We start from the raw sequence: 12,620 nt of genomic DNA, 5'->3' as shown, positions 1-12,620 counted from the left end.
GTAAAGATAGACTTGCTATGCGAATAGTTACAAGGGACGTGATAGAACAACACAAGGGTGCTGGTACAGCGGGCGCTGCACCAGCAAAACAACTTAACCAATATTGGCAGCGCGCTGGCTGTATTCGGCAATCATCTCATCAATGGCTTGAGGATCAATCGGGCGCAAGCCACTCATCACCAAGGTTTTACAACCGGTGCCCACTTGGGTATCACCGCTCATCAACTTGAAGGTTAGCGTGACATCGCCACGTTTACCGTCAACTTCCATCACCTTATTGACCAACTGCAGCTCCACCTCTTCAAAGTCGAGGGTCGACAGTTCAAAGCCCATGCTTTCATAGATCACTAGCGGGCGTGATGGGTTGATCATCAGTTGATGTTCTTGCATCAGTGGCACTATGGCGTGAGTAAAGTTCAGTCCAGAGAACGCCACATAACTGCGGATGAACGAGGCAATCTGCTTTTCGCAATAACGGGTATCACCGCTACGCTCAGCTTGCAGATAGGCTTTGCCATTTTCATCTTCAACGCGGATCAGGGTTTCACTGGCTTCACGAAAATGCAGCGGTACGGCATCGCCGACCATGCCTTCAAAACGAAACTGCATCTGTTGGCTGAGGCCATATTGATTGAGTACCAGCGAAAACAGCAGATCGCCGGGCACACAAAAACGCTTGGCATCTTCATCATGAATCGGATTTACGTCACCCGCGATCTTTTTAGCAAAGTCGCTCGCCTGTTTGCGGGTGATAGTAATATTGTTATTTTGTTTATTAAAATAATCAGTTAGAAACATTTATCGCTCAACTTCTACAGCAGCTTCAGTAATATTTTTGAACCAGCCGCATAGTCTATACGCAAAAGAGTAAATAACTCACCCGATGACTTGGTTATTTTACTAAGTTGTCCGCTAAGCTGGCTTCATTGACCAACTGCAACGAGGCAAATTTGCGGTAAAGCTCGCTGCTTTCTAATAGCGCCGCATGGGTACCGCTGGCCACCAATTGGCCTTTATCAAGCACTAAAATACGGTCGGCATTCAGTACCGTCGCCAAGCGGTGGGCAATGACCAAGGTAGTGCGCCCTACCATCAAACGATCGAGCGCCTGTTTCACTTTCACTTCGCTGACGGCATCCAAAGCACTGGTGGCTTCATCGAGCAATAACACCGGCCTATCCGCTAAAATGGCTCGTGCAATGGAGATCCGTTGCTTTTGTCCACCGGATAAACGCACGCCGCGTTCACCCAAGTAGGTTTGATAACCATCGGCCAGCTCTTGAATAAACTCATCTGCATAAGCAGCCTTACAGGCCTCTATCACCTCTTGCTCACTGGCTTCAGGGCGACCATAACGCACGTTTTCCAGCACTGAGCCGGCAAATATCACCGACTCTTGCGGTACCAAGGCAAACTGCGCCCGCAACTCAGCGAGTGTCAATTGACTGATATCGACGCCATCTAAACAGATGGTGCCTGCCGTTGGCGAGTAGAAGCGTTGCAGCAACTGAAACAGGGTACTTTTACCGGCACCACTTGGGCCCACTAACGCCACCCGTTCACCGGGATTAATGCTGATATTAAGTTGTTGCAATACCGGCTCAGCCGTGTGGTAGGCAAAGTTAACCCCTGCAAGCTGCAACTTGCCTTGCACCTTGGAGGGTAAAGATAACGGCACCGAGGGCTCAACAATCGTCACCGGAGTTAACGCCAGTTCCATCAAGCGTTCGGTAGCACCCACTGCGCGCTGAATGTCGCCAATCACTTCACTGATGGTCGCTGCCGCGCCGGCCACCATCACCGCATAAAACATAAAGGCTGAGAGTTGCCCTGCCGAGATGCGCCCCGCCATCACGTCGTGCGCGCCAACCCAAGTGACGCCGATAATCGCGCCGATGCTGAGTAACATCACCCCTGAAATCAGCAGCGCACGATATTTAATGCGACCACTGGCGGCAGCGAGTACCTCCGCTAGCAGACCATCAAAATTACGTTTATCTTCCGCCTCATGGCCGTAGGATTGCACCGTGTGAATTTCGTGCAGGGTTTCATCAACATAGGCGCCTAACGCGCCGACTTTGTCTTGGCTGGTGCGGGCTAATTGACGCACTTTGCGCCCCAACACCCCCACAGGCACCAACACCATCGGCACCGCCAACAGCACCAACAAGGTTAACTTCCAACTGGTAATCGCCATCATCAACATGCCGCCAATGATGGTAACGCCAGAGCGTAACGCCATCGACAAACTGGAACCGACCACGCTCTGCAGCAAGGTCGAATCCGCGGTGAAACGGGAAATCACTTCGCCGGTACGCAACTTGGCAAAAAAGTCGCGGCTTTGGCCAAGCAACTGGCGATACACCAGTTGCCGAATATCGTTACTTACCTTCTCCCCTAGCCAGGTCATCAGGTAAAAACGGCAGAAAACGGCGCTAGCGCTGATGCTGGTCAGCACTAAAATGAGCAGCAGAATTTGATTCAAGCGGTCGGCGTTGTCCGCCAGAAAGCCTTCATCAACAATCATCCGTACTCCTTGGCCAAGCGATAACCAAGCCAATGACCCCACCAGCAAAAACACCAACGCGCCCACCACACGCCAACGATAGGGGCGAAGAAAACTCAAAATCCACGGCAGTACTTTGGTGGTTGCAGGCGCTGATGTTATCAAAGGTAATCCTTCCTAATACGGCTCAGATGCTTGATTGTGATGGCAATAATCAACGAAATCCAGCCAGCTAAGGCGAATTTTTAGGTAAACTGGCACAATAAACCTACACCGTTCCATCCACTGAGTTAGCCGCTGATGTCGAATAAACCTGTGATTTCTGCCGAAACCCAACAAGCCGCCATAAATATTGCCAAAGCAACCCAAAAGCCATGGCAAACCAAAGAGCAGACCAAGCTGATTGCTCAAGGGATTGAAAAAGGGATTGCTGAATTTAAAAAGCAGCAGAAAGCCAAAGCCCGCGAACGCAATAAACTGCAAAAGAAGCGTGCGAATGCCGCGGCGGTTGCACTTGACGTGGATGATGAAGCCTTGGACGACTTTGCCCCAGCACCAAGCTGGTTACGTGGATTGCCGTGGGGATTATTGTTGTTAAGCTGGATTGGGTTTGGGCTGTATCTGCTGGCGTAACACACAAGTGGGATGAACGAGCGTAATGTGCAAACTGCGGTTAACTGCTTCTGTGGTTAACTGCTCGGCGCCGCGGGGATCTGCAGTAGCAGTTCAATCTGGCTTAAATGGGTTCCCACCCAAGCACTGTTGATAGGGCCCCACGTTTGAATGTGGTAGTAGCCACTGTTATTGCGCACCCCATCTTGCACAAATGCGATTTGAATGCCGATGTCACTGCACGCGGCCAGGGCATCTTGTACTGTGCGGCGTGGCATACCGGTCAATTTTTGCAGCGATAACAGGTTGTGTTGCCCATCATCAATCAGATGAGCCAAGTAGAGTTTGCGAAGAAATGCGATTTGTTGCTTGGTTACTTGCTCTGCTTGCCACATGTTCGCTCGCCGTTCCTGTTATGTACAAAGGCACACAACTGATTAAGTGTTAGTCGCTACAAATTACTTGAGTTTACCCACAGTGACAATGTAAATCGCGCAAAACACAAAAATAGCTCACAAGCATCCTATGTCACTGATTACAGTAACAAACACCACCAAGCAGGCCGTGAGAAACCAGCACGTTTCTCACGGAGTTATGCGCCTATAAGCTACTTCACTACCAGCACAGGGCATTTCGCACGATTCGCAATTTCCTCAGACACATTGGTATTGAGGAAATGCGCGAAGCCTGAACGTCCGTGGCTTGCCAAAACGATCATGCCGATATCGGCGGTTTCCGCTTCATCAACAATCACTTCGACAGGATCACCACGACGGATCACGGTTTCTACCCGCAACTCAGTGTTCAGCTGCGCCAATAGCCGGTGCATGCTTTCAGCCGCCGCTTTTTCCATGCTTTGGGCCAACTCTTCTGGTGTCACAATCAGCAACTGATAACTGGCATCGGCAATTGGCTGATCGACCACATGCAGAATACGCAAACCCACTTTATAGAAGTTGGCCATTTCTACCGCGTACGCCAACGCATGGGACGCTGTTTCAGAAAAGTCTGTGGGCCACAGAATGTCTTTATCACGCATTTTGACCTCCTAATCGAACCGACATTGGTTCGAGAGTATCAAGCGGCACAGAGCCGGCTTTTCCTCTGAAAAACCTCTCTGCAAGGCGCTACGACGAGTGTTGTCGCAGCCAAGCAACAGCCTCATGCCGTTGATTGAAATATTCCATCTCAGTGGGGGTAAACCAATCCGCCACCTTGGTCATCCACGCTTGCCAGTCGCGGTTCCCCACCACGGCAATTTTGCGAAATTCACGCCCGTGTTGCACCCCAAGTTTGAGATCATCCCACATTGCTCGCGCTTCCCAGCCATCCAGCTCAGTAATGTCAACCACGCAGTAGATATGCGGCTGAACCACTTTCTCCAGCGCCGCTTCTAAGACCGGCACCATCATTTGGTAGTCTTGGTGAGTCAGTGTGCCAATGGCCTTGATGATGAGGTAAAAATCATCCTTGCCACTGTGCTCAATACCGATGGAAATGCCGTGATATTTGCTCTCCATCTTCGCCTCCGCCCATCACCTTTGTCTGGCTTATAAGGTTAAGTCTAGTGACAAATCCACCAACTTCCGTGATCTGCATCACTAAACCTGCGGCATACTGGCAAGCCTGTTTTACGCCTTAATCGGCAGAGCGCACGCTATCAAGTGCGTGGCACATCTGGGTAATGCCTTGAATGGCGCGAGGGGATTGGCGCTGCAAAATATCAGCATCAATTTCAACCAGATGCTGCTGAGCTACCGCAGGAATTCCCTGCCAATGCTGCCAATCGATACTCTGTGGATTGCCCTTTTCTTGGGCGCTAATGATTAACTGCGGCTGCAGCAATAATAGGTTTTCTAAGCTCACTTGCGGATAGGGCGACGCCGCATCGTAAAATACGTTGTCTCCGTGGCAAACATCGATGATCTGTTGCACCCAACTACCCTGCGCCACCGTCATCAACGGATTCGACCACAGCTGATAAAACAGTTTAACCTTGGGCTTAGCAGCATTCTGCTGCACTAACGCGGCTAACTGCTGCCGATATTGCGCTGCTTGTTGCTGAGCCTGAGCGGTATGCCCCGTGAGTTCACCGAGCGCTTCCAGCTCATCGGCCACAGAGGCTAAGGTCTCAGGATGGCTCAAATAGAGTTTGAAGCCGAGTGACTTAATTCGCGCCAACACCTCTGGGCTGTTGCCCCCTTGCCACGCCACCACTAAATCTGGCTGCAACTGTAGTAAGCGATCCAGCTGGATCCCTTGATAACCACCAATGCGCGGAATCGCCTTTGCGGCTGCGGGATAATCCGCGAAATCGCTGGCGGCAACGATTTCATCGCCAGCGCCAATGGCATACAGCAACTCCACCGCATGAGGGGCTAAAGCCACAATCCGCAGTGGCCGCGGCTCAGGCGTTTGCGCCCAACTGGCGCAACTCAACCCGCACAGACAACAGGCCAACAACAGTGTTTGCAATCGATTCATCACAGCCAAAATTCCATCGTTCCCTCACATAACCAAAGCGCAGATTAACGGGAAAGCGTTAGCAATACCAGTAACGTTTTGGCCAACTTACTGGCGAATAAGCGCACAAAAATCACAATAACAGAGTAAAAACGTAAATACCGACCAAAAAACATTGATTGTTAAATAACATCTACATAACATCGAAATTAATCAATAAGATAACGATAAAAAATTTATTACGCCGTGCAATTAACATCTTTTATTAACGCATCTTTAGTACTCATTATTGCTGGATTTTTAACCTCTGGCTGCCAATCCACCCAAAAGCCTACAGAAGCATTAAAAGTTGATTCTGAAATGACCGCATTGCAGCAAGCATTTGCCGCGCGCGGGTTTCAGCGCAGCCCTTTAGGTAACATCAACTATCTCAGCTCGCATCAGTGCGGCGCGATGACGCTACAAGCCCATCGCGGCTCAGTGCGCTATAACGAGAACTCCACCAATGCGGTGATTGATGCACTGGATAACCAATTTCCGATTGTCGAAATTGATGTGCGACTGACGGGCGATGATGTGTGGGTGGTGCATCACGATGCTTACACTGGCCGCGCCGATGGCACGGTGGATAACAAGCGCCGCAAAATCGCCAGCATTAATTTTAAAAAAGAGTGGGGATACCTGCGCGAGCGCGACCTGAATAGCGGTGAATTGGTCGGAACGGTACCGCCAACTTTTGTGGAGCTGGCAAAAGTATTTCGCGCCAGCGCCCATCGTGGCCAACAGCTTAATATTGAAATTAAAGGCAGTGCGGGCAATAACGCTATTGAGATGCTCGATTATCTCGCGTTTAAAACCCTCGGTGCCGGTAACTACTTTTATTCCAGCTTGTCGCTCAGCAGCCTAGAACGTGTACGAAAAATCAATGATGAAGTACAGCTGTTTTTTATTCAAAGTCCAGCACTGGCCTCGTTAAAGAAAGTCTCTGCCGATCTGAAACGCGGCGCCGCCAATGACCCGATTTATGAGCGCAATAAAGAGGAGTTGGCCGATTACGAAGGTTTTGGCAGTCGCCACTATCGCGAAAAACGTTACGATAATCGCCGCGGATTAGAGCAGCTCAAACGCTCGCTGAAGCGCAACTTCGGCCTAGTGATGGATATTCGCCAATACGCGCCAACTGCGACACAGATTAAGCGACTGGTAGGCAGCCAAAATATGCCTGTTGCCACTTACACGGTGAACAGCCACGCTTATCACGCTGACTTACTGGCTAAACTGACCGCCAACGCTCGCCCAGATTTCGCCATCATCGATGACACCCAATACGGCTTTTGCAGCCGCTATGCGCTACCGCCGATGCGTGCTTACAGCGGCACCACACCACTGACCAAACAGATAGCTGTGTTGCCGCAAGATTTGGATTTAAGCCGCATTAATGAGCTGAACACTTACTTTGCGCAACATCTGTATCCGGCAATTGATGGCAGTTTGAAATCATTTGGCCAGCCTGAAAAAGGCCCGGTGGATGTGCCGGGACAAACCCAATATGTGCCGGTATTTTTAGATACCAAAGCGGGCGCGCGCGAGCACGGCACCGAGGTGGATCTCACCCCTGCCGAAGCGATTCAAATTGAGCTGCGTGGCAAATCTTCCAGTGATTCTTCTAACCACAATACGACCCCATGAAAATGAAACCCCGTTATTGGCGCATCCTGTTTGTGCTCCTCAGCGCCGCCTATTTAGTGCCGGAAGCAATTTTTAACGCCCAATTAGTGTCGCTGGTTGGCTTGGGCACGCCCAAGCCAGAGCAACTGGAACACTTAGAAATCTATGGCCGCACAGTCTCTGGTATTGGTGTCACCCTACTGTTAGCCGACTTGCTACCTGCGCTGTTTTATCGCACAGCACTGCGCGGTATTGCCACCCTCACCTTACTCACACTGATCACCTGGCCGACAGTATTCTTTGGGCAAAAGTATCTGATTGAAAAGCTATTAGTTCGGCCATCAACAGCTGAACAACGCCAATTTGCCACCTTGAGTGCAGCGCTGCGTGATGCGTTGGCGGCCAATGCGGTGGAAATCACCGGCCTGAGTTATGACCCGAAGGAGATGAAATCGTCAGAGAATCTGACCTTTTTGGCGCTGTTTGGCGGCATGACCTACGCCGACCACAACTTGGCCGATAACCTTGAGCGCTACAAAGAAAAAATCATCGCCAACTTTGTACAAAAGCGCGCTTATGATCAGTTTGACCAAAGCTATGCCGACTATGGCCAGCTGTACCAAGAGCTTTCTGGCCATTACCAGCAATATGCGGAAGGCTCCAACCGTTACAACCAAGCGTTAGCGGATATTCCCAAACGCGAGCAGGATTACTGGCAGCAAGTCGAACAAGAGATTAACAGCGGCTGGGCTCAGTATCAGCAAGCGCAAAAAGCGCAGATTGCCAAGGCCGAGGGGCGCGCGCAAAAGTATGGGCCGAAGATTTATGACTACTTTGAAGCAGTCGCCAAGTGCCGAGAACGCTACGATAAATCCTCTGAGCGTGAACGCCGTGAGCAATGCATCACCCGCCTTGATGCGCGCTACAAAACCGAAGTTTCTAAAGCCGGCTTTGGCTACATTGAGCCTGACTATTGGTTGATTGTGGAAGATGTTAGCACCTCAGAAAACATCCTCACCTCGATCGTGGGCGGCGTACTTACTGGCGGACTTTACACCGGCATGCAGGCGTTAAGCGCGGCCACCGGCGGTGATGGCGGCTTTAAAGACAAGCGTTACAAATACACTAACAGCCCTGAGTTTTATCGTAACAAGTTCCTCAGTTTGCCCGCGTTTCAGCAGCAATTTGAACAGCAAACCGGTTATCCGTTTGGCATTAGTGAGCTGACTGATTTTCGTATTCATGAGCACACTCAGCAGCTGCTGAGACAAAAACTGAGTGGCAAAGGGCTGCAACTGGCTAACAACTGGCAGATAGCCGATCGGCCGAGCTTTTATCGCGCCGTGGCCAGTAAAGTGCAGCAAGATGCAGATAAACAATGGCAATCCGCCATGGCAAAACGCGGCTTAGCACTGCCGATCAACCTCAACTGGCAACAGTTCCAACTGCATAGTGCAGTGCAAGCTAAAATCGCCCAGCGTATGGGCGATCTCTATGTCGACAATATTCAAGCCGATTGGAACCAAGCCAACTTTAAGCGCTATGTGCTTGAACCCAATATTGAAAAGCGCACCCAACAATATTTGGCGATGTTAAAAGATGCTGAGCGCGAGTTTGCCGATGGCGGTAAATATGCGGAACACGGTAAACAAGCGCTGCGTTCAGTGATCATTCCGCCTATCTCAATGTCGCTAAGCCTGTTTTTGCTGTGTATGACTATCATCAAACTGCCACTGAAAATAGGCCAACTGTTTAGCGCTGAGCCGAAAAAACAGCCCGAATCTGCCAATGAGGCCAATAGTGCCAATAACGCCAACGGTGCTGATGCGGCAAACGCAGGCGCTCAAACCACCAGCCGCGGCAAACGCAGCGGATTGATGTTACTCAAATTCCTGCCACTGCTGCTGTTGATTAGCCTGCCGCCACTGTTGGTACATAACCGCTACACCGAGCAAACCGACAGCCCAGTGAACTACTTCCTCGGCAAGGTTGAGCAATCAGGTAATTCGGTCATGGCCTATGCACTGCGCTGGACCTTGCATGTGCAGCCACTGCTACATCCGCTCGGGTTAGCGTTTGAGCAGCACAGCCATATCTATCGCAACTTTGCGCCAGTAGCGCACCGGCTGGCCGAGCTGGATATCACCCGCCAGTTGCTGGAAGACAGCGACGTGCGCCGCGCTGCTGAGCAACTTATGAAGCAACAAGCCAACCTGACGATTCAAGCGAACGTGGACAACCCCACCATTCGCATCATGAATATTGGCCCGCGTTTTAGCCAAGGCATGCACCTAACACCCGGAAATTACGATATCCAAATATCGGCACCCGGCTACGAAACTTACCGCCGCTGGCACACAGTGCGAGCAGGCGACCAGCAGTTATCCATTAATTTAACGCCATTGGGCTGAGGACCAGCATGCAGCATTGCAACCAACCCATTTTCAGCAACGACAAGTTTTGTGGCCATTGTGGCGACAGCGTTGCCAGTGATTCACTCAAAGTAAAAGGCATTGAGCAGGTGTCCACCGAGACCATGCAGCAACTGCGTAGTGTTTATCCTGACGCGCGCGTGGTGAGCGGCAAAGTGGTGTCGACCTTCTATTACAAACGCAAGTTCGTAAACAATAACAATAACTTGATCTACGGCTATTGGTGGTTAGAACTGCAAGATGAACAAGGCAATATCGAAACCACCTCGATTGAAGCGGAAGATGAATTTTTCAATTCGATCCAGAAAGGCGATGTGCTAACCCTACTGTATCCCACCAGCTTCAGCCTCAATTACCGCATTGCCGACAGTGATGCCCGCAAGGTGGTCAAACACAACAATACTGCGCTGTGCGTGCTCAACCACCTGCCCACACAGCAACGCTCCATCCGTGGTCGCGAGTTAGATCCACCGGCGCGTAAAACCGCCTCGCTCTGGTTTTGGTTGTGGATTACCATCAGCTCGATAGCGTATTTTTGGCTGAATCTCGCGCCAGTGGAGTATGCCATTGGCGCTGGCGCAATCGCGGCGCTTATTTGTTATCTGATTGAACGAAAGCGCAATCTGACCAAGTATGAAGCTGGTCAACATCGCTTTGCGGTACTGAAGCAATGCATGCAGCAGCTATTGAGTATCAGCCGTGAAGATTTGGGCTATCACTTGCAACAACGGCCGAATCAGTCCAGCGATGTGATCTGTTTTAGCTGTAAATGCCGTATTCCACAGGCCTTTAATTACTGTGTCAGCTGCGGTGCCGATCAACAATCGCAACGGCAAAATCTCAGCAGTATTGTCGAGCAAGAAACCGCATTAATGCGCCAATACGGATTGGAATATGCAGCGTCTTACACCCATAAGAATGTGATGAGTGCCAATCAGCATGGCACAGTCGAAATTAAAGGGTTTATGGCCAAGGTGCTCGGTAAAGCTGTGGAATCTGACGTTTCCGATGTATCGGTAACAACCTCCACGACCACTACCACAGATCACTACTATGGTAGCCGTTACAGCCACAGTACCTCGCACACCAGCACCCGCACCGATCGCAACCGCGATACTGGCATCAGTGGTGAAGTGGCCATGCTCAGTGAAGACGGCAGCAAAATTACTTGGCAGTTCAGCGAAGAGATCCTCGGCGATCTGGATGTCGGCGATTGGGTGTACTTCTGCTACAGCGACGTCAATATTGGTGGCACTTCGCAATACAATCGTGAGTTTGGCTACAACATCACTAAGAAACGCGAATATTCTCCGCGCACCTTTGAAGGTTTTGGTGGCCTCACCGGACAAGGCTTGTGGTGGGTGATGGCGATTTTCTTCGGCGCCTGGACCTACAGTGATGTGCGCACCCCGTTTTTTCCACTGCTGGATCTGACCTACAACAGCTTTACTGCCCCTTTGTATCAACAGCAGTGGTTTATCAAATACTTACCTTTACTGATTTTTGGAGTGTTTAACATCTATCTGATGCTGCATGGCTATCTCTACAGTCGTGGCAATCGTAAGCGTCAACAACAGCTGTTGGGGCGGATGCGTGAGCGAATCTCTGAGGTACGCAAAAACTTGGGTGACATTCAAACCAAGATCCAAAGTTGGCAGTAGCCACAAAATTGAGCCAGTATGTTCTTTGTACTGGCTCAAGCAATGTAAATGCGTGGCAAATTTGCCAACTTTTAGGTCAGAATAACGAATCAAATCATTTCAGTTAAAAACAAGTTACTGATTTTTAATTAAATTAAATCTGGCATTACACTTGCTATGTCAGTAACAAACCAACACGATTTTTAGTTTTGTTATTTGTCAGGGAGAGAGTCTCATGGGTCCGTTTGAAGTGGCAGTTGTCGCGATCGTCTGTGGTATTGTGTACAAAATTGCGAATACCTATCTAGAACATAAAGGCGCCATTGCCGCCGAAGCTGAGATCAAGCAATTGCGTGAAGAGCTCGGCGAACTCAAGCAGCGTCTGGTAACGGTTGAACGTATTGTGACCGACGACAGTTACGACCTAAAAAGCAAATTCGACAATCTTTAAGCCGTATTCGCTGGCAGCGGTTGCTCACCACAACGGCTGCCAGCGTCATCAACTTATCGCCACGCCTTCAGCTTCCCTTCAGCTTCAGCCCGTCACAATGACCACAACACTCTTAGCCTATGCGCTTATCTTCGAGCCTCAAGCAGTGGCTGCTAGTGAGTTCAGATTTAACTATGCTAAAAGAGCATAACCTTTGAATATTGTGCCGCGTCGACGGTTTTTCGCCGTCAGCAGTATTGCCAAGCAAACGGATAACGCGAAAGGATAGCCTTATGAAAAAATCACTGTTGATCATTAGCAGCATTGCCGCCACGTTAATGCTGTCTAAAGCCCCAGCATGGGCCGCGCCGCAACCAGAGCAGCATCAAGGCAAGTATGCTGAGAAAGGAAACCCGCAGCACAACCCGCAATATGGCCAAGATGAACATGGTCAAAAAGGTAAAGACAAACAAAAAGATAAGCAGAAAGATAAAATAAAACAGCAAGATAAAAACAAGTTCAAAGATAAAGGCGCCCATCAACCGATGGCGCTTGAACGTGCCAATCCACACTCTAATGCCGCCTATGCACTCAGTAGCCATAACAAGCACGTGTTGCAGAGCCATTATCAGCGCATTTTGCCGAGAGTCGATCGTCATAAACGCCCCAAATTCTCCCAAGGCGAGATGATTCCTGATAGATATCGCCAGTACATCACCGCCGCGCCAGACACTTTAGTTCGCCGCTTAACCGATGTGCCACGCGGATGTAATGTCGGCTACTACCAAGGGTACGGCGTGGTATACGACCCAGAGACCTTTTTGATTGTGTCCTTGGTTGATTTACTGCTTAACAACTAGGTTGTCGCT

General features: G+C 50.1%; 12 protein-coding genes. 6 read left to right on the top strand and 6 right to left on the bottom strand.

Features of this window, described 5'->3' with window-relative positions:
• Positions 1-93 precede the first annotated feature (93 nt).
• Both JYB87_RS03125 and JYB87_RS03120 read right to left on the bottom strand, forming a co-directional pair.
• Positions 94-798, bottom strand: coding sequence for a DUF3581 domain-containing protein (locus JYB87_RS03125; RefSeq protein WP_207355461.1), 705 nt, complete (start codon positions 796-798; stop codon positions 94-96).
• 94 nt (positions 799-892) lie between these two features.
• Positions 893-2,671 carry an ABC transporter transmembrane domain-containing protein gene (locus JYB87_RS03120; RefSeq protein ID WP_207355460.1) on the bottom strand — a complete coding sequence of 593 codons (1,779 nt, stop codon included), beginning with the start codon at positions 2,669-2,671 and terminating at the stop codon, positions 893-895.
• A 135-nt stretch (positions 2,672-2,806) separates the two neighbouring features.
• Here JYB87_RS03120 and JYB87_RS03115 point away from each other — a divergent pair, with 135 nt between their 5' ends.
• The gene (locus JYB87_RS03115) at positions 2,807-3,139 is read left to right on the top strand and encodes a DUF2956 domain-containing protein (RefSeq protein ID WP_207355459.1); all 333 of its coding nucleotides are present in this window, start codon (positions 2,807-2,809) and stop codon (positions 3,137-3,139) included.
• A 56-nt stretch (positions 3,140-3,195) separates the two neighbouring features.
• Here the strand turns inward: JYB87_RS03115 and JYB87_RS03110 are convergent, their stop codons facing one another.
• The 4 genes from JYB87_RS03110 to JYB87_RS03095 form a co-directional block, all read right to left on the bottom strand.
• Positions 3,196-3,513 (bottom strand): winged helix-turn-helix domain-containing protein, encoded by a 318-nt coding sequence (locus tag JYB87_RS03110; RefSeq protein WP_207355458.1) that lies wholly within the window; start codon positions 3,511-3,513, stop codon positions 3,196-3,198.
• Between the two features lie 212 nt (positions 3,514-3,725).
• The gene (locus tag JYB87_RS03105) at positions 3,726-4,157 is read right to left on the bottom strand and encodes a universal stress protein (RefSeq protein WP_207355457.1); all 432 of its coding nucleotides are present in this window, start codon (positions 4,155-4,157) and stop codon (positions 3,726-3,728) included.
• 88 nt (positions 4,158-4,245) lie between these two features.
• Positions 4,246-4,638 (bottom strand): SpoIIAA family protein, encoded by a 393-nt coding sequence (locus JYB87_RS03100; RefSeq protein WP_207355456.1) that lies wholly within the window; start codon positions 4,636-4,638, stop codon positions 4,246-4,248.
• Positions 4,639-4,756: 118 nt separating this feature from the next.
• Complete coding sequence (locus JYB87_RS03095; protein ID WP_207356581.1) at positions 4,757-5,602, bottom strand: cobalamin-binding protein; 846 nt, start codon at positions 5,600-5,602, stop codon at positions 4,757-4,759.
• Between the two features lie 225 nt (positions 5,603-5,827).
• Between JYB87_RS03095 and JYB87_RS03090 the strand changes: the two genes are divergently transcribed.
• The 5 genes from JYB87_RS03090 to JYB87_RS03070 all read left to right on the top strand — a co-directional run bounded on the left by JYB87_RS03090 (position 5,828) and on the right by JYB87_RS03070 (position 12,611).
• The gene (locus JYB87_RS03090) at positions 5,828-7,270 is read left to right on the top strand and encodes a glycerophosphodiester phosphodiesterase (protein ID WP_207355455.1); all 1,443 of its coding nucleotides are present in this window, start codon (positions 5,828-5,830) and stop codon (positions 7,268-7,270) included.
• Positions 7,267-9,660, top strand: a complete 2,394-nt coding sequence (locus tag JYB87_RS03085) for a carboxypeptidase-like regulatory domain-containing protein (protein ID WP_207355454.1) — start codon at positions 7,267-7,269, stop codon at positions 9,658-9,660. Before JYB87_RS03090 ends, JYB87_RS03085 begins: the two co-directional genes overlap by 4 nt.
• A gap of 8 nt (positions 9,661-9,668) precedes the next feature.
• A complete protein-coding gene (locus JYB87_RS03080; RefSeq protein ID WP_207355453.1) occupies positions 9,669-11,342 on the top strand; it encodes a hypothetical protein in 1,674 nt (557 codons plus the stop codon).
• A gap of 214 nt (positions 11,343-11,556) precedes the next feature.
• The gene (locus JYB87_RS03075) at positions 11,557-11,772 is read left to right on the top strand and encodes a hypothetical protein (RefSeq protein ID WP_207355452.1); all 216 of its coding nucleotides are present in this window, start codon (positions 11,557-11,559) and stop codon (positions 11,770-11,772) included.
• A gap of 272 nt (positions 11,773-12,044) precedes the next feature.
• Complete coding sequence (locus JYB87_RS03070; protein WP_207355451.1) at positions 12,045-12,611, top strand: hypothetical protein; 567 nt, start codon at positions 12,045-12,047, stop codon at positions 12,609-12,611.
• The last annotated feature ends 9 nt before the right edge of the window (positions 12,612-12,620 follow it).

Origin of the sequence: Shewanella avicenniae (assembly GCF_017354945.1) — a bacterium.
In the GTDB taxonomy this organism is placed as follows: domain Bacteria; phylum Pseudomonadota; class Gammaproteobacteria; order Enterobacterales; family Shewanellaceae; genus Shewanella; species Shewanella avicenniae.
This window is presented reverse-complemented; position numbering and strand designations above follow the sequence as displayed.